Origin of the sequence: Aidingimonas halophila (genome assembly GCF_900106955.1) — a bacterium.
Taxonomy (GTDB): Bacteria; Pseudomonadota; Gammaproteobacteria; order Pseudomonadales; family Halomonadaceae; genus Aidingimonas; species Aidingimonas halophila.
In genome coordinates this window covers 36,778-53,482 of the sequence record NZ_FNNI01000005.1, presented here as the reverse complement: position 1 = coordinate 53,482, position 16,705 = coordinate 36,778, and the positions used below count along the sequence as shown (strand labels likewise).

Genomic DNA, 16,705 nt, shown 5'->3' with positions numbered 1-16,705 from the left:
TAGACGCCCCTCTTGGAATGGCACTTGGTGGCGCATGCTTGTTGATAGCCAAACGGCGATGCCTGCTATCGGTCAACATCGACTGACCAATCGTGTAATCCTGGCTCCCATGGCAGGAGTCACCGATCGCCCTTTTCGTCAGCTATGCCGACGGTTGGGCGCCGGTCTGGTCGTCTCGGAAATGGTGACATCCGATCCCAGTCTGTGGCATACGCGTAAGTCACGATTGCGACTCGACCATCATGGCGAACCGGGACCTCGCTCAGTCCAGATTGCCGGTGGTGACGCCGACATGCTCGCCAGGGCGGCTCAACTGAATGTCGAACATGGCGCCGAAATCGTCGACATCAACATGGGCTGCCCGGCCAAGAAGGTTTGCAACAAGGCTGCCGGCTCCGCTCTGTTGCGAGACGAGCGACTGGTTGCCCAAATTCTTGAGCGAGTGGTCGCAGCCGTCGATGTCCCCGTGACACTCAAGATCCGTACGGGGTGGTGTGCCAACAGTCGTAATGGTGAACGGATTGCAAAAATGGCCGAGTCCAGTGGCATTCAGGCCTTGGCGGTGCATGGCAGAACGCGAGAACAGCGTTATCAGGGAGACGCCGAATACGACACTATCGCGGCGATCAAAAGTCAGGTAAATATTCCGGTTTTCGCCAATGGCGATATCGATTCACCTGCCAAGGCCCGTGATGTTCTCGACTATACTGGTGCGGATGCGGTGATGATCGGTCGTGGCGCTCAAGGCAATCCTTGGATCTTTGCCCAGATCAATTACTTTCTGCGCCATGGTCATTCAGCAGTACCGCCGTCTGCTGCCGAATGCCGGCAGGTCATGCATCACCATCTTGCCGGCCTGCATGAGTTTTACGGCGACACCATGGGGATGCGGATTGCACGGAAACACTTGGGTTGGTATCTGGACAAGCATTATCCGGCCACAGACCGGTCAAAGAGCGACGTTGACGCCAAGGCGCTGAAAAAAGCCTTCAATGCGCTTGAGAGCACCGCACAGCAATACCGATTCGTGGATGAACTGTTTCACCATGACGTCGTCCATTCAGGACAGCGCATGGCACTGGATGGAATCAGCGCAGCATGAACAGCAGGCAAGCGACGACCTCTGAACAGAGCGTGAATGGTAGCCAGGACGCATTGGATCCGGGCACGACCATGGATGCACCGACAGTATCGGCTGACTCTCAAGAACAACCTCTAAGAGAGGCTGTCGATACCGCCATGCGTCGCTATTTCGAACATCTCGACGGCGAGACGGTGACGGATCTTTATGCCATGGTACTGGCCGAAGTGGAGTCACCGCTACTGGCTCGGGTGTTGGAGTATGCTGACGGCAACCAGACGCGTGCCGCCGAAATCCTCGGCCTGAATCGCGGTACACTGCGCAAGAAGCTCAAGTACTATGAGCTGATCTGATCTTCTCATGTTTCACAGGAGTCATACGGTACCTTCATGACCACCTCAGCGCCTTCCGAGTCATCTTCTCAGCCTGTCCGGCGCGCCCTCATCAGCGTGTCCGACAAGAACGGCATCGTCGACTTTGCCCGCGAGTTGTCCAACCGCGGAGTGGAACTATTATCCACCGGGGGCACCTTCAGGCTCCTGACCGAACACGACATCGCCGTGACTGAAGTTTCCGAATACACCGGTTTTCCTGAAATCATGGATGGCCGCGTCAAAACATTGCACCCGCGCATACATGGCGGCCTTCTGGGAAGACGCGGCCAGGATGATGAGGTCATGGAAGCACATGACATCCCCCCGATCGACATGGTGGTGGTCAACCTCTACCCCTTTGCGCAAACCATCGCCAAACCGGACTGCACGCTTGATGATGCCATCGAGAACATCGATATCGGTGGGCCGACCATGGTACGGGCGTGTGCCAAGAATCATGCTTACACGACCATCGTCGTCGACAATGCCGATTATTCACGCCTCATCGAGGAGATGGATCAGAACGGAAGCATCATTGGTGACGCAACGCGTTTCGATCTGGCGGTAAAAGCCTTCGAACACACTGCAGGCTATGATGCCGCTATCGCCAACTACCTGGGGCAGCGTGTGGACAGCAACGATGACGGTTTTCCTCGAACCTACAATCGCCAGTTCCGCAAGCGTCAATCGATGCGCTACGGCGAGAACCCGCACCAGCGCGCCGCCTTTTACGTCGATGAAGAGGCTAGCGAAGCCAGCGTCGCAACCGCTGTCTCACTTCAGGGAAAGGCGCTTTCTTTCAACAATGTCGCCGACACCGACGCCGCACTGGAGTGCGTCAAGTCCTTCACGGAAACCGCGTGCGTGATCGTCAAGCACGCCAACCCTTGCGGAGTCGCCCTCGCAACGACGACCAAAGATGCTTACGACAAGGCATTCGCCACCGATCCCACCAGCGCTTTCGGTGGAATCATCGCCTTCAATCGCGCGCTGAATGCCGATACCGCACGCGCCATCATCGACCGACAGTTCGTCGAGGTCATCATTGCTCCAGGGGTCAGTGACCAGGCAGCAGCAATCATTGCCGAGAAGAAGAATGTACGCCTCCTTGACGTTGGCGATACCTGGTCAAACGAACGACGCCCCGACCATGACTTGAAACGGGTCACTGGCGGTCTTCTGATTCAGGATCGTGATCTGGGGATGGTGAAGCAGAGCGACTTGCAGGTCGTCAGTGAGCGGGCACCGAGCGAAACCGAACTTCGTGATCTCGCCTTCGCATGGCGTGTCGCCAAATATGTGAAATCCAATGCCATCGTCTATGCCAAAGAAGGACGAACGATCGGTGTCGGCGCAGGCCAGATGAGTCGTGTGTATTCCGCCAAGATAGCAGGCATTAAAGCTGCTGATGAAAACCTCGCGGTGTCCGGCTCGGTCATGGCATCAGATGCTTTCTTCCCTTTTCGTGACGGTATCGACGCCGCCGCCACCGCCGGTATTACTGCCGTGATCCAGCCCGGTGGCTCCATGCGCGACCAGGAGGTCATCGACGCCGCCAATGAAGCCGGCATCGCCATGGTGTTCACCGGCATGCGACATTTCAGGCACTAGAGGTTCCGGCCAAACCGTCCCCCACCTGACGGTGCAGGCGGGGGACGATTCATGGCTTATAGCAATCACCTATCAGTCACTCGCCGAGGTCGATACACAGATACTTGGTCTCGACGAACTCCTCAAGCCCCTGATGTCCCCCTTCACGACCCAGACCAGAGGCCTTGACGCCACCGAACGGTGTCGCGGCATTGGATATCAATCCTGTATTGATCCCGACCATGCCGTATTCCAGCGCCTCGGCAATTCGCCATACCCGACTTAGATCACGCGAGTAGAAATAGGCGGCCAAGCCGTATTGCGTATCATTGGACATGGCAACGGCATCTTCCTCATCCTCGAACGGGAAAACCGCCGCGAGCGGGCCAAAGGTTTCTTCTTGAGCCACTTTCATTTCGCCGTTGGCATCGGTCACGAGGGTTGGCGTAAAGAAATTGCCACCCAACGGATGCGGATTTCCTCCGAGGAGCACATGTGCACCATGTTCCACCGCATCCTGTACGTGTTCGGAGACTTTGGTTACCGCGTTACCGTCGATCAATGGACCGATATTGATCCCCGGTTGCGTCCCGTCACCGACATGCAGCTCGCTGTTCATGGCCGCCGCCAGTTTTTCGCAGAACGCATTGACCACACTGGACTGGACCAGGAAACGGTTGGTGCAGACACAGGTTTGCCCGCCATTGCGGAACTTCGCGGCCATGGCCCCATCCACGGCAGCATCCAGATCAGCGTCTTCAAACACCAGAAACGGCGCGTTCCCCCCAAGCTCCAACGAAATTTTCTGGATATGCCGGGACGCCTTGGCCATGAGATCCCGGCCGACCTCTGTCGAACCGGTAAAGGTAATCTTGCGTACCAGCGATGACTCGGTCAGGGCTGCGGCGATCTCGCTCGCCTTGCCTGGTACGACATTGAAGACGCCACGGGGTACTCCAGCCCATTCCGCCAAAAGCGCCAGTGCTGTCGCCGAAAACGGTGTCTGACTGGCCGGTTTGATAACGATCGGACAGCCGGCAGCCAGGGCAGCGCCTGCCTTTCGAGTTATCATGGCCGCCGGGAAATTCCAGGGAGTAATGGCACCGACGACACCAACAGGCTGCTTGATCACCAGTACTCGCTGGTTGGATTTGGCAGCGGGAATGGTCTCGCCATAGACACGGCGAGCCTGCTCGGCGAACCAGCGGAGGAAGCTTGCGGCATACGCTATTTCACCAGCGGCTTCCTTGAGTGGCTTACCCTGTTCCAGTGTCATGATTCGTGCCAATTCGTCCTGATGTTCATGCATCAGGTCATGCCACTTCATCAAGACATCGGCGCGTTCCAGGGCGGTCAGCCCTTTCCAGTTGGCAAACGAAGCCTCTGCAGCGGTAATGGCACGATCGGTTTCATCACGTCCCAATCGGGGAACCCGACCAATGACCTCGCCAGTGGCAGGATTGACCACATCGATCTGTTCGCCGCTGTCTGCCGCGACCCAACTCCCATCGATATAGGCAAAGGGGCGGAACAGCGGGCTGTCTTGCAGGGATTCCATGATTTTCTCCTTGCGGGATCCAGCGGCTGCCACGCCGCCGTTCAACGCGATCATTCTTACAAGGTAACGATGCTGATACCGGTAGAAAACTCAAGACCGACCGTCGTCACGCGAATCCGATAGCGTGATCGATACGGAATCGGCAAAACGCAGTGCATGGGGTTTGTCGATTTCCACTTGAGCGGTCAGCACCTGCTCATAGGACATGATGACATCAAGGACTTCCCGCGTCATGCGTTCCAACAGCAGGAAGCGATTGTCCTCCACATGCGCAATCACATGCTTGGTGATGGTGCGATAGTTCAGGGCCTGATCAATATGATTGAACATCACCGCTCGATCAGCACGATAGCGGATCACGGCGTTAATGACGACGTCCTGACGATTCTGGATCTCTTCGTCCTTGATACCGACATAGGTACGCAGTCTAAGATTCTTGATACGAATCGTCGCCAGGTCATGATCAAAATGCTGATCGGTCAGGGCATGAATGGTCATGAGCACGACACTCCCTTGATCCTGGTGGCAATCAGCGACCGCTGACCAACGTCAGAAACTCCTGTCGGGTCGGCTGATTCTCCCGGAAAGCTCCGAGCATCACCGAGCTGGTCATGCTGGAATTCTGCTTCTCAACGCCGCGCATCATCATGCACATATGTTTGGCTTCAATGACCACGGCGACACCCCTGGCTTCCGTGACCTCTTGAATCGCCTCGGCAATCTGGCGCGTCAGGTCTTCCTGGATCTGTAGCCGTCGTGCGTACATATCCACGATACGCGCGAACTTGGATAGCCCTAGTACCCGACCATTGGGCAGATAGGCAATATGGCATTTGCCGATGAAAGGCAACATATGGTGCTCACACATCGAATAGAGCTCGATGTCCTTGATCAGCACCATTTCATCGGTCTCTGATTCGAATACCGCACCATTGACCAACGTCGCAAGCGATTGCCCATACCCTCGGGTCAAGAATCTCATGGCATCAGCCGCACGCCGAGGCGTATCCCGCAATCCTTCGCGTTCCGGATCTTCTCCCACTCCCTGGAGAATCTGGTAGTAATGGTCGGTAAGTTGTTCACTCATGGCATGGTCCGCTGAAGGCATCGACGCTAACGGTGGATTATGCAAAAACTTTACTGATCAAGTCATTCTGTACAACTTTTGCTCCCTAGTAAAACGATTTTAACGCAACTGCACACGCAACGCAGTCTAATGCCCTGATAAATCGGCTTGATCGATTTCCTTCATGCCAACCAGAACGGGGACGATTGCAACGCCAACCGCTGCTGTTCTAGATCGCGCAAATGCTGTTCCCAGAAGCTCTCTTCGATCACCCAAGGGAAGGCCCGGGGAAAGGCGGGATCCTCCCAGCGCGCAACGAGCCAGGCGCTATGCCGAAGCAGCCGCAATGTGCGTAGCGGTTCAATCAACGACAATTCACGGCGGTCAAACGCCCGCCATTGCTCATAGCCTTCCAGAATTTCCGCAAGTTGCATGCGCATGTCGACGTCATGCTGGGCAGTCAACAGCATCCATATATCCTGCACGGCGGGCGCCATGACGGCATCGTCGAAGTCAACGAGCGTGAATGCCTCATCACGCCCCAACATATTCCCCAAATGACAATCGCCATGAACACGAATCATCGATGCCGGTGACCAGGCAAAAGGTGTCAAATCACGCCAGAGTGACTCGGTCAACCGTTCGTAGGTACCCCGCTGCCGCCGAGTCAGCCAGGGACACGCCAATACGCGCTCACGACTTTCCGCCACCATGGCATCCAGATCGAGTCGCCGGCGGACCGAGAACCGTCCACGTTCAGCTACCGAATGCAAATGCCCGAGTAGTTCCCCTAGCGCAAACAGGTGAGCGGGATTTTCCAATTCGGGAGCCTGACCGACGACATGAGGAAACATGGCCAGTCGATATCCTTCATAGTGATGCAAGCTACGATCATCGGCATCACGCCATGGTGCACTCACCGGGACGCGAGCAACATCGAGCTCCTTCAGAAAGTCATGCTCTTCCTGGATCTGATCATCGCTCCATCGTCCAGGCCTGTAGCACTTCACGACCCAGCGCTGTCCCGCTTCATCACGTAGCGAAAATACCCGGTTCTCGTAGCTGTTGAGAGCAAACGGTTCATTGGCGACCCAAAAGCCGAGTGACTCCACGGCCGCCACCACTCGCGCCGGATCGAGCTGTGCGAATGGATGCGGCGATGCAGCGACCATGATGATTCTCCCGATGACAGATATAACGGGCATCCTAACAGACTTCGCCTGGCCTCATCAGGCAGGTACGCTCATGTCATCGGGGTTCTCGCCACGGCCCAGACCTCGACATGAGTTGCGCCGGCTGACTGACAGGCTTTACCGAGAGCATCGAGCGTGGCACCAGTGGTCATGACGTCATCCAGAATGGCCACACGGTAAGGTAACGGCGTATCAATGGCGAAGGCGCCATCAAGATTGGTACGGCGCCGTTTACGAGACAGCCCGCGTTGTGTCGGTGTCGATCTGACGCGCCGGGCTCGCAGGTACCGCATCCCCAAGCGTCTGGCCAACCGGGATGCCAGCCAGTCGGCCTGATCGAAGCCCCGTTGTTTGGCACGTTCCTCATGCAGCGGTACGGCAATGAGCACCTCCGGCAACCGCTCTCCCGTACCTGGCAGCGAGCGCTCCAGGAGCGCCAGCAAGATCGCCCCTGCACGTGGTGATCCGGAAAACTTGAAAGCCTGAACTTGTGCAGCAACTTCCCCACTGTAGCGCAGCGGCACATGGGCACGAATAAACGACGGTGGATCACTCAGGCATCTCCCGCAATACCTTCCCGACGGCGCCACACGGTTCGGCAATGGTTCTGCACAACGAGAACAGGCATGCTCATTCCAAGGCAACTCAATCAGGCAGTGCTGGCACCAGGGAGCCCCCCGCACCGCTGTTCCGAGACAGAAGGCACAGCGCCCCGGCAAAAGGTGGCGCAACCATCTGTCAACCTTCTCCAAAACCAAGGTTGACAGAAGACTCGAAGTCCCTATCATTTGCCGAATCACGCTCATGCTGACCCCCTGTCCGCTTTTTCCATTCACCATCCTTGGACTTACGGTATGACCTTACCCCGCACTCATGACGCTGGCCACGACATTCGCCATGACTGGTGCCTAGACGAGATCGAAGCGTTGTTCGCGCTGCCTTTCAACGATTTGCTATGGCAGGCGCAGCAGGTGCACCGGCGATATTTCGATCCGAATGCAGTCCAGGTCTCGACGTTGCTCTCGATCAAGACCGGCGCTTGCCCGGAGGATTGCAAATATTGTCCTCAGTCGGGTCATTACAATACCGGCCTGGGCAAGGAAAAATTGCTCGAGATCGATACCGTCGTGGCCCAGGCGGAAGCCGCCAAAAACGCGGGTGCCAGTCGCTTCTGCATGGGAGCCGCCTGGCGGCGGCCTCGTGAACGCGATCTGGACGTGGTTCTGGAAATGGTCCGACGGGTGAAGGCATTAGGTCTGGAAACCTGCATGACACTGGGCATGCTTGATGTCGAGCAGTCACAACGCCTCGCCGATGCAGGCCTGGACTACTACAACCACAACCTGGATACATCACCGGACTACTATGGCGAAGTCATCACCACTCGCACCTATACCGACAGGCTCGAGACCTTGGCCAATGTCCGTGACGCTGGCATGAAAGTCTGCTGCGGCGGGATCCTGGGCATGGGAGAGCAGCCCAGCGACAGAGCCGGCCTGCTTCAGCAACTGGCGTGTCTCGACCCGCATCCCGAGTCCGTCCCGATCAACATGCTGGTAAAGGTACCCGGCACCCCACTGGAAAATGTCGAGGATCTCGATCCCATCGACTTTATCCGTGCCATCGCCGTGGCGCGCATACTGATGCCGCGCAGCCATGTCAGACTATCCGCCGGCCGTGAACAGATGGCAGAATCGACGCAGAGCCTGGCTTTTCTGGCGGGCGCCAATTCGATTTTTTACGGCGACACACTACTGACCACTGACAACCCGGAAGTGGCACGCGACCACGCCCTCTTCGAAAAACTGGGACTCCACGCCGAATCGGGGCATACTGAGAATGATAACGGTACGCAGGCTGCCGAACTCGAGACTGCTCTATGGCAGCGCAATAACACTGAGCATCCCCAGTTTTACGATGCAATGCTATGAAAGAACGACTGCTGGACACCCAAGCCGGTTCAACCGAACGGTGGCGACAATGGCTGGAAACACGACTCGCTAGACGACGAGACGATGGATTATGGCGCGAACGGTTGACCATGTCCCCGTCCCCCTCGGCCACCCTTCGTGATTTCGCCAGCAATGACTATCTTGGTCTGGCTCGCGATCCGCGTCTAGCCGAAGCCCAGGCCGCGGCCTCACGCCACTACGGTACCGGTAGCCGGGCCTCTCATCTGGTCAATGGCCATTTCGAAATTCATGACCAGCTCGAATCACGCCTGGCCGAACTGACCGGACGCCCACGTGCACTGTTATTTTCCACTGGCTACATGGCTAACCTGGGAGTTCTGCAGGCACTGTGCGATACCAAGACCCATATTTTCCAGGACCGTTACAACCACGCATCGCTACTCGATGGGGCAGCGCTCTCCGGCGCCCGCTCACGACGTTTCCATCATAATGCCCTAGAAGATCTTGCATTACTGCTGGCACGCTCTCCTGAAGACAGCCTGAAACTGGTAGCCAGTGACGGCGTTTTCAGCATGGATGGGGATTGTGCCAACATCGAGGGACTGTCGACGCTTTGTCAGCGCTACGGTGCGGCCTTGATGATCGATGATGCCCACGGGCTAGGCGTGCTGGGAGCACACGGTGATGGGTGCGTCGGCAGGGCCTACTCCACGCGGGAAGTGCCCATCCTGGTCGGCACACTGGGCAAGGCCCTGGGAACAGCCGGTGCGTTCGTCGCTGGCGACGATATCCTGATCGATGCCCTGATCCAGTTCTCGCGTCCTTATCTGTATACGACGGCCCAGCCGCCTGGAGTTACCGCAGCCACACTGGCAGCACTCGATATCCTGCGCGATGAGCCAGAACGCCGGGAACGCTTGCATAATCACATCACCTATTTCCGACATCATGGTCATGCACTGGGGCTGCCCTTGATGGGGTCCCAGACGCCTATCCAACCGCTCATGCTCGGTGATGTCGAGCGGGTCAGGCGCTGGAGCGACACGCTACGCAGCCATGGCTTCATGATCGGCGCCATTCGCGAGCCTACGGTGCCCAGCGGCATGGCCCGATTGCGCATTGCATTGTCCTCCGATCATGAGCGAAGCGATATCGATGCCCTGCTGGACATCCTGGAGACGCTGATCCAGCGGGAGCGATCATGACCCCAGTGGTGCTACTCTCCGGATGGGGCATTGATGCACGCATCTGGCACCCGCTCGCCCCATATTGGCCGGGTGACTGGCGTGTCCTGACACCCGACTGGCCCGGTTATCGAGACCATCCCCCATTGACAGACCCCGGTAATCTCGACGAGCTCGCTGGACGTATGGCTGACTCGCTACCGGCAGACAGTCTCTGGGTCGGCTGGTCCCTGGGCGGATTGCTGGCGGCCTGTCTACTGAACCGGTTGCCCCGCCCCCGGGCCCTGGTCATGCTTGGCATGGGCGATCGTTTCATCAACGACCAGCAGCTCGGGCAGAGCATGACTCATCAAGCCCTGAATGACTTCATCGAGGCGTTCGAACGTAACTCATCGGCTGCATGGCACCATTTTATCCGTTGGCAACTACGGGGTGAGCCTCAGTCACGTCAAGCGCTGAGCCAATTACGCAGTTGGTCGGGGGACACACCGCCCGCCGACTCGCTGACGCTGCGTCATGGCCTACGACACTTACAGTCACTGAATGTCGGCCCTGCCCTGCACACCGCTCGCTGCCCTGTCTATCGGCTACGCGGTATCCATGATCCCCTGGTGCCACCACACGAGGATGAGCATACGCTAAAAGGGTGTGGTCATTGCCCCCAGCTTTCTCAACCCAAGGTCCTCGTTGAACGGCTGCTCCAAGTGGCGACGTCCGCACAGGTGACCGAACGATGACACTGGCTGAAGCCCGCGTTTCCTACACTGATCATGATGCCCACATAGCATGGCGACAACGAGTGGCGCGCGCCTTTGATCGTGCGGCTCCCCATTATGATCGACGCGCTTCGGCGCAACACGATATGGGGCAGCATCTCTGGGAATCACTCCCCGCTCACGCCACTCGCATTCTCGACCTGGGTTGCGGTCCCGGCCAATGGACGGACACACTGGCCTGTCACTATCCGGATGCGCAAATCGTCGGGGTCGACCTGTCATCAGCCATGCTCGATAAAGCCAAGCAAGCGCATTGCCATGTCGCTAACTGGGTCTGTGCCGATGCAGCGCACCTCCCGTTTCCCCACAACCAATTCGACCTGATCTTCTCCAACCTGGCCATTCAGTGGTGCGACGACCTTGTCAGCTTATTCGCCGCTCTATATCGAATTTTAGCGCCCGGAGGCATCGCTCTGATCAATACCCTGGTGCCAGGCACACTCGCCGAAATCGACCATGCCTGGTCACGACCCGGACAGCCCGCCGCCCTGTTGACCTTTCACTCAATTCGTGACTATCAACGGTTGGCACGCGTCAATGGATTCACGTCTCCCCGCCTCAATCAACGCAGGTGCCGTTTTCATTACCCCGACCTGGGCGCCGTGATGGCCTCGATCAAAGGCGTCGGTGCTCAGGTAAGTCGCCCAGGAGGACAATTGACCCGAGGCGATGTGGCCCGTGCTGCAAAACGCTATGAATTGTTGCGCGAGCCTCCAGGTCTCCCGGTGACTTACGAGCTCCTGACATTGTCACTCACAAAACCATCGTGACTTATCTGAGGTACGGATGAACGTCCCACCCAAGCCTTCCACTTACTTCGTGACCGGCACTGACACGGATGCTGGTAAAACCCTTGTCACCAGTGGGCTACTCGCTCTGGCCTCAGGCCAGGGTTTGACGACTCTGGGGTTGAAACCGATCGCCTCAGGCTGTCAGCGAACATCTGATGGTTTACGCAACCGCGATGCGCAAGTCCTACAAGCATACTCAAGGCCTTATCCGGCCTACCACACAGTCAACCCTTATGCCTTCGAGCCGGCTATCGCCCCGCATTTGGCGGCACGTCAAGCCGGGGAGACGGTTTCTCTGGACGACCTGCTGACTACGCTCGAGCAGAGGCCGATGGCATCTCATGAATTGACATTAATCGAAGGTGCCGGCGGCTGGCGTGTTCCCCTGAACGAGGAGGACGATCTGGCCGATATCGCCAGAAGTCTCCAACTCCCGGTCATCCTTGTCGTAGGCATGCGTCTGGGAGCCATCAACCACGCCCGCTTGACGGCGGAAGCGATACGCGCCGATGGATTGACACTTGCCGGCTGGGTTGCCAATTCGATGGCACTCGATTTCACCGAGCGTGATGCCAATGTCGACACGCTTGAACGTCACCTGGCCACGCCCTGTCTCGGACGGATCCCCTATCTCGGCGACGATGCAGATGACATCGAACTTGCCCGCCGTGCCGCCAATTATCTGGTTCTACCAGGTAGCGATTGACTTGCTTTCGGGGTTCCGTAGAATATGGGCGGCCTCAATGGCATGCGGAAGTGGTGGAATTGGTAGACACGCCAGATTTAGGTTCTGGTGCCGAAAGGTGTGGGGGTTCGAGTCCCCCCTTCCGCACCAGACTGAGACTTCTCAACACCCGAGCGCGCTCCTCGTCCCTGAGGATGGCAATGTTTCCTCCTGTCACGTCATTTGCCAGAAAACCCATGACAGCAATCCCCACCTGCCTCAATGCTATAACATAGGGCGAGCACATCAATCGGATCGACTGGCAGCAGAAGGCGCTGAAACGCCTTTGCCAGCTTCTCGATCCGGAACACTTATAACATTGCTGCCCTCAGCAGATGGCAGACAAGCTGCAATTTGACGTGTAAGCGCGCGAGTTGACATCAAGAGTGATGCTTCCACTCGATGTATTATAGAAGAATGGCGCATACCCCTCTTCCGACCCAGCCAGTCTGTATAATCCGCAGATGCCGTAGCCGTAACGGACTTCCTGCAGCTTTTCGAGTTCTATCTCGCTTGACGTATCGTGTACTGTAGCGAGTGCATGCTGAATCTCACTATCTACGCTATTATCGGACAAGGCTTGGCCTCCGAAAATAAGACCACCAACGACCACAGCCATGAGCAAAGGAACAATAATGAGCATGATGAAAGGACGATAGCCTGGCATGGTCACTTCATTCCTCGGCAACCAACTGATCCAGGTCCGACACGATATCCTGCATGGAATCGGTATCACGTATCATGAACTGTGCTTCGCCGTTTTGGTCGAAAGCGAATACGGCACTTGAATGCGTGACATCGTAATTGCCATCCGAGTCTTCTTCACCATAGGAATACGTCACCCGATAACGCTTGGTCACTGCATCAAGTGCAGAATTATCACCACTGAGACCGATAAACTGTGGTCCGAATGCGTCCGTATAACGACTCAATACCTCAGGCGTATCGCGACCTGGATCAACCGAGACGAACAGCACTCGAATGTCATCACGGACCTCAGCGTCAAGTTGTCCGATAGCCGTCGCAAGCCGGGACAAGGTATTCGGACAGACGTCAGGACAGTAGGTAAACCCAAAATACAATAGCGTAGGGTTTCCAAGGTATTCATCATCCGTCACAGCCTCGCCATTCTCGTCGACGAGTTCAAAATCAAGGTCAGGCATGATGTCGGAGATACTGGTGGTACGCCAACTTTGGTCACTACACCCCGCAAGCCAGAGAATGCTGAATGTGATGAGACACCACTTATATATAGCCACGTTTGCTATCATCGTACGATCTACATCGACGCTGGAGAGACAACTTCAAAGTTTACGGGAAGGCGTCGTTCATTATCGAACAACAGGGTGACTTCAACCTCATCGCCCACGGAAAGGGATGTTTTCCGTTTCATGAACATCAGATGATAGCCTTTTGGAGCGAATTCGATCTGCTCATCTGCAGCCACCTCGAGCTCAGAGACGGATTGCATACTGGCCATGCCATCCTCATCCGAGCTGACATGCATTTCAACGTTTTCAAAATCAGAGCTTTCAGCCCGTACCAACGTGACTGACTCATCGCTTGCGTTATGAAGTTGAAAGTAGCCAGCGCCCGGACGGTCGCCAGGCAATATACTCAGACGAGCATCCGTCACCTTTAAATCATCCGCATAGACACTGCCGGCAGATAACATCAATGCCAGCAGACCTCCAGCGATCCAGCGAAAAGGCCGATGCTGCATATCGATTCTCCGTTTATCCAGACCATTCTTCACCCGCACGAGCCTCAGCATAGTGTCTTCCCAGGCACCTGCGAACCCTCTGCGTCAATGTGTCTCATGGATTATTGTCAGCGTCCGACTTCGTGGACGTACCAGGTCATGAATAGGGAAGCAATGTATTGATCCATCGACATCATGCATTCTCGGCGCCCGCCCCAATCAGTCTCGAATCATTATTGTCCGGGCACTCCATCGAACCGGTCTCAGGAAAGGCTTGACCAACCAACGGCTCAATGACAGCAATGGCAAGAGAATCAGCGTCCACCCCAGCCACTGCACCAACCAGCTGGGCCACCCCAAAACCCGCGCCGCCCCGGCGAGCAGATCATTGATCAAGCCGGGATGACGGACAGCCATATATCCCATGCCCACCACGACGGGCCATTTAGCATAGCGCGTGCCTTGCAGCCCGAAACGGATGGCATTCCCCACTCGTGAGGTGTACAGACTCCCACGTGTCGAGAGACTTGCCGAGCGCCCGCCAACAATCCCTGACTGCCCCGCACGCACAAGCTTGACGGCACTCGCCATGATCGCCACATCGACACTGGCCCAGGCCAGATCCACTGCACTGACATCTTCGCCGAGTCGGTACTGTGTTTCCAGCTCGCGAATGCCACCGGCAAAGAAAGCGTTGATAGTTTCCAACCAACGCTCGCTCTGAATCCACGCTATATTGCCGTCGTCATCGATCCGAAACTGACCCAGAAAGTCATGTCCACCCGCGTCGATGAACGCAAGGGCATACTCGCCCCGGCGACGTGAATTCAACTCTTCATTGACGCCACCTGCATCGTCATCCTTCTGATGCCACCAACGGGACAGCGAATCCACCGCCTCGTCAGCCGCATGTCGGACCTTAAGCGTTGGCAGTTCATGCTGCATGAAATAATGGATCGGGATCACTACCACCGCCCCATAGCGCCGCAGGACGTCGCGGAACACAGGGTATGTCCCATACATCGCCAGGATGTCACGAGCCAATCCGGGATATTGTTGCAGCGCCGCACGCGCCTTGAGCACCAACACGTCGTCACCCGACACGGCATAGTCAACGAGAGCAGCCTGTACCCCCAATGGTTCGTGGCGCAAGTGCTCGGCTGCCTCAGGCAACTGCTCCTGCATCTGTAGACGAATCACCCGGGCTTCTACCTTCATGGGCTCACTGATGATTGCAATCAAAGCCGACATCAGACTCGCCGCCACAAGCATCCAGACGAAACGTCTCACATGCTTTCTCCCCTGACGACGGAAGTACCGGTTTTTAGAATAGCCGGTTCAAACCATTCTGTGCGGCTACACGGTAAGCTTCTGCCATGGTCGGATAGTTGAAGGTCGTGTTGATGAAGTACTCAAGCGTATTCGCCGCCCCTTCCTGCTGCATGATCGCCTGGCCAATGTGAACGATTTCAGACGCCTGATCGCCGAAACAGTGGATACCGAGAATCTGCAGCGTATCACGATGGAACAAGATCTTGAGCATCCCCACCGTGTCGCCGGTAATTTGCGCCCGAGCCGTATCCTTGAAAAAGGCTTGAGCCACTTCGTACGGTACTTTGGCTTCGGTCAGTTCACGCTCATTCTGACCGACCGAACTGATTTCCGGAATGGTATATATCCCGGTAGGCACATCATCGACAAAACGAAAATCTTCATCGAGAAGATCGTCACTCGCGTTCTTTCCCTGGTCGTATGCCGCACTCGCTAGACTCGGCCAGCCGATGACATCGCCCACGGCATAAATATGGGGAATCGTGGTTCGGTAGTGCTCATCAACCTGCAGCTGTCCACGTCCGTTGGGCTCCAACCCAATATTCTCCAGTCCTAGGTTATCCGTATTTCCAGTGCGGCCATTGGCCCAAAGGAAGGCATCGGCCCGGACCCGCTTACCCGACTTCAGGTAGACGACCACACCGGAGTCATCCGGCTCGATGCGCTCATAATCCTCCTGGTGACGAATCAACACGCCGTTCTGACGTAGATGATAGGAGAGTGCATCGCTGATTTCGTCATCCAGAAACGACAAGAGCCGATCACGCGAATCAATCAGATCGACCTTTACGCCTAACCCGGAGAAGATGGAAGCGTACTCGCTACCGATCACCCCCGCCCCGAAAATAGCCAGTGTACGAGGGGTGTGAGAGAGTCCGAGGATGGTATCGGAACAATAGATTCGCGGATGGCGAAAATCGATATCAGGGGGTCGATAAGGGCGCGACCCGGTAGCAATCACGATTTTCTGGGCATTGATTTCTTCGACACCTTCATGGTTATCGCGCACCACGACGGTATGTTCATCCTTGAAGCGTGCGGTACCGAAAAACACCTCAATACGATTTCGCGCGTAGAAGCGAGTCCGCATCTCGACCTGCTGATCGATCGTGACCCGTGACCGTTCCAACACCCGCGGAAAAGAGAACCAGCGTGGCTCGCCGATATCACGGAACATGCGGTTGGTATTGAACTGCATGATCTGTTTGACCTGGTGACGAAGCGCTTTGGAAGGAATCGTCCCCCAGTGAGTGCAATTACCGCCAACTGCCTGCTGCTTCTCGATAATTGCAACCCGCTTGCCATGCTTGGCGGCGTTGATAGCCGAACTCTCGCCGGCCGGCCCCGTACCGATCACCACCACATCGTAATTATGAACTGCCATCTGTTACCGTTTCCCCTTCTGATCCCTTAAGTATCCA

General features: G+C 56.5%; 18 protein-coding genes, 1 tRNA gene and 1 pseudogene. 9 read left to right on the top strand and 11 right to left on the bottom strand.

Annotation, left to right across the window (positions count from 1 at the left end):
- The first annotated feature begins 34 nt into the window (after nt 1–34).
- The 3 genes from dusB to purH all read left to right on the top strand — a co-directional run bounded on the left by dusB (nt 35) and on the right by purH (nt 3,066).
- A complete protein-coding gene (dusB, locus tag BLW01_RS10280; protein WP_092569435.1) occupies nt 35–1,102 on the top strand; it encodes a tRNA dihydrouridine synthase DusB in 1,068 nt (355 codons plus the stop codon).
- A 71-nt stretch (nt 1,103–1,173) separates the two neighbouring features.
- Nucleotides 1,174–1,434, top strand: coding sequence for a DNA-binding transcriptional regulator Fis (gene fis, locus BLW01_RS10275; RefSeq protein ID WP_092569950.1), 261 nt, complete (start codon nt 1,174–1,176; stop codon nt 1,432–1,434).
- A 36-nt stretch (nt 1,435–1,470) separates the two neighbouring features.
- Nucleotides 1,471–3,066: a bifunctional phosphoribosylaminoimidazolecarboxamide formyltransferase/IMP cyclohydrolase gene (gene purH / locus BLW01_RS10270; RefSeq protein WP_092569434.1), complete on the top strand. Its 1,596-nt coding sequence runs from the start codon at nt 1,471–1,473 to the stop codon at nt 3,064–3,066.
- A 76-nt stretch (nt 3,067–3,142) separates the two neighbouring features.
- Here purH and BLW01_RS10265 read toward each other — a convergent pair whose 3' ends face one another.
- From BLW01_RS10265 to BLW01_RS18740, 6 genes and pseudogenes are all read right to left on the bottom strand, one after another.
- Entirely contained in the window at nt 3,143–4,603 is a 1,461-nt protein-coding gene (locus BLW01_RS10265) for an NAD-dependent succinate-semialdehyde dehydrogenase (RefSeq protein ID WP_092569433.1), read from the bottom strand.
- 90 nt (nt 4,604–4,693) lie between these two features.
- Nucleotides 4,694–5,101, bottom strand: a complete 408-nt coding sequence (gene folX, locus BLW01_RS10260; RefSeq protein ID WP_092569432.1) for a dihydroneopterin triphosphate 2'-epimerase — start codon at nt 5,099–5,101, stop codon at nt 4,694–4,696.
- A gap of 31 nt (nt 5,102–5,132) precedes the next feature.
- Complete coding sequence (gene folE / locus BLW01_RS10255) at nt 5,133–5,690, bottom strand: GTP cyclohydrolase I FolE (protein WP_092569431.1); 558 nt, start codon at nt 5,688–5,690, stop codon at nt 5,133–5,135.
- Nucleotides 5,691–5,851: 161 nt separating this feature from the next.
- Complete coding sequence (locus tag BLW01_RS10250; protein WP_092569430.1) at nt 5,852–6,841, bottom strand: serine/threonine protein kinase; 990 nt, start codon at nt 6,839–6,841, stop codon at nt 5,852–5,854.
- Nucleotides 6,842–6,912: 71 nt separating this feature from the next.
- Nucleotides 6,913–7,305, bottom strand: a complete 393-nt coding sequence (locus BLW01_RS18745; protein WP_229806426.1) for a ComF family protein — start codon at nt 7,303–7,305, stop codon at nt 6,913–6,915.
- 123 nt (nt 7,306–7,428) lie between these two features.
- Nucleotides 7,429–7,650 (bottom strand): annotated as a pseudogene (locus BLW01_RS18740) (double zinc ribbon domain-containing protein); the annotation flags it as partial.
- A 66-nt stretch (nt 7,651–7,716) separates the two neighbouring features.
- Between BLW01_RS18740 and bioB the strand changes: the two are divergent.
- From bioB to BLW01_RS10215, 6 genes are all read left to right on the top strand, one after another.
- The gene (bioB, locus tag BLW01_RS10240) at nt 7,717–8,793 is read left to right on the top strand and encodes a biotin synthase BioB (RefSeq protein ID WP_092569429.1); all 1,077 of its coding nucleotides are present in this window, start codon (nt 7,717–7,719) and stop codon (nt 8,791–8,793) included.
- The gene (bioF, locus tag BLW01_RS10235) at nt 8,790–9,980 is read left to right on the top strand and encodes an 8-amino-7-oxononanoate synthase (RefSeq protein WP_092569428.1); all 1,191 of its coding nucleotides are present in this window, start codon (nt 8,790–8,792) and stop codon (nt 9,978–9,980) included. The genes bioB and bioF overlap by 4 nt, the downstream gene beginning before the upstream one ends.
- On the top strand, nt 9,977–10,696 hold the full coding sequence (locus tag BLW01_RS10230) for an alpha/beta fold hydrolase (RefSeq protein ID WP_092569427.1): 720 nt from the start codon (nt 9,977–9,979) through the stop codon (nt 10,694–10,696). The genes bioF and BLW01_RS10230 overlap by 4 nt, the downstream gene beginning before the upstream one ends.
- On the top strand, nt 10,693–11,505 hold the full coding sequence (gene bioC / locus BLW01_RS10225) for a malonyl-ACP O-methyltransferase BioC (protein ID WP_092569426.1): 813 nt from the start codon (nt 10,693–10,695) through the stop codon (nt 11,503–11,505). Before BLW01_RS10230 ends, bioC begins: the two co-directional genes overlap by 4 nt.
- Nucleotides 11,506–11,521: 16 nt before the next feature.
- Complete coding sequence (bioD, locus tag BLW01_RS10220) at nt 11,522–12,232, top strand: dethiobiotin synthase (RefSeq protein ID WP_092569425.1); 711 nt, start codon at nt 11,522–11,524, stop codon at nt 12,230–12,232.
- Nucleotides 12,233–12,276: 44 nt separating this feature from the next.
- Nucleotides 12,277–12,361 (top strand) — tRNA-Leu (locus tag BLW01_RS10215).
- A 217-nt stretch (nt 12,362–12,578) separates the two neighbouring features.
- Here the strand turns inward: BLW01_RS10215 and BLW01_RS10210 are convergent.
- The 5 genes from BLW01_RS10210 to sthA form a co-directional block, all read right to left on the bottom strand.
- Nucleotides 12,579–12,917: a hypothetical protein gene (locus BLW01_RS10210; RefSeq protein ID WP_092569424.1), complete on the bottom strand. Its 339-nt coding sequence runs from the start codon at nt 12,915–12,917 to the stop codon at nt 12,579–12,581.
- A gap of 7 nt (nt 12,918–12,924) precedes the next feature.
- Complete coding sequence (locus tag BLW01_RS10205; RefSeq protein ID WP_308428091.1) at nt 12,925–13,509, bottom strand: SCO family protein; 585 nt, start codon at nt 13,507–13,509, stop codon at nt 12,925–12,927.
- Between the two features lie 20 nt (nt 13,510–13,529).
- Entirely contained in the window at nt 13,530–14,024 is a 495-nt protein-coding gene (locus BLW01_RS10200) for a copper chaperone PCu(A)C (protein WP_229806399.1), read from the bottom strand.
- Between the two features lie 147 nt (nt 14,025–14,171).
- The gene (locus tag BLW01_RS10195; RefSeq protein ID WP_092569421.1) at nt 14,172–15,242 is read right to left on the bottom strand and encodes a hypothetical protein; all 1,071 of its coding nucleotides are present in this window, start codon (nt 15,240–15,242) and stop codon (nt 14,172–14,174) included.
- 34 nt (nt 15,243–15,276) lie between these two features.
- On the bottom strand, nt 15,277–16,668 hold the full coding sequence (gene sthA / locus BLW01_RS10190) for a Si-specific NAD(P)(+) transhydrogenase (RefSeq protein WP_092569420.1): 1,392 nt from the start codon (nt 16,666–16,668) through the stop codon (nt 15,277–15,279).
- Between the last annotated feature and the right edge of the window lie 37 nt (nt 16,669–16,705).

Coding starts and splice junctions, on each gene's coding strand:
- dusB (WP_092569435.1), top strand. CDS start 35: ATGCTTGTTGATAGCCAAACGGCGATGCCTGCTATCGGTCAACATCGA.
- fis (WP_092569950.1), top strand. CDS start 1,174: ATGGATGCACCGACAGTATCGGCTGACTCTCAAGAACAACCTCTAAGA.
- purH (WP_092569434.1), top strand. CDS start 1,471: ATGACCACCTCAGCGCCTTCCGAGTCATCTTCTCAGCCTGTCCGGCGC.
- BLW01_RS10265 (WP_092569433.1), bottom strand. CDS start 4,603: ATGGAATCCCTGCAAGACAGCCCGCTGTTCCGCCCCTTTGCCTATATC.
- folX (WP_092569432.1), bottom strand. CDS start 5,101: ATGACCATTCATGCCCTGACCGATCAGCATTTTGATCATGACCTGGCG.
- folE (WP_092569431.1), bottom strand. CDS start 5,690: ATGAGTGAACAACTTACCGACCATTACTACCAGATTCTCCAGGGAGTG.
- BLW01_RS10250 (WP_092569430.1), bottom strand. CDS start 6,841: ATGGTCGCTGCATCGCCGCATCCATTCGCACAGCTCGATCCGGCGCGA.
- bioB (WP_092569429.1), top strand. CDS start 7,717: ATGACCTTACCCCGCACTCATGACGCTGGCCACGACATTCGCCATGAC.
- bioF (WP_092569428.1), top strand. CDS start 8,790: ATGAAAGAACGACTGCTGGACACCCAAGCCGGTTCAACCGAACGGTGG.
- BLW01_RS10230 (WP_092569427.1), top strand. CDS start 9,977: ATGACCCCAGTGGTGCTACTCTCCGGATGGGGCATTGATGCACGCATC.
- bioC (WP_092569426.1), top strand. CDS start 10,693: ATGACACTGGCTGAAGCCCGCGTTTCCTACACTGATCATGATGCCCAC.
- bioD (WP_092569425.1), top strand. CDS start 11,522: ATGAACGTCCCACCCAAGCCTTCCACTTACTTCGTGACCGGCACTGAC.
- BLW01_RS10210 (WP_092569424.1), bottom strand. CDS start 12,917: ATGCCAGGCTATCGTCCTTTCATCATGCTCATTATTGTTCCTTTGCTC.
- BLW01_RS10200 (WP_229806399.1), bottom strand. CDS start 14,024: ATGCTGAGGCTCGTGCGGGTGAAGAATGGTCTGGATAAACGGAGAATC.
- sthA (WP_092569420.1), bottom strand. CDS start 16,668: ATGGCAGTTCATAATTACGATGTGGTGGTGATCGGTACGGGGCCGGCC.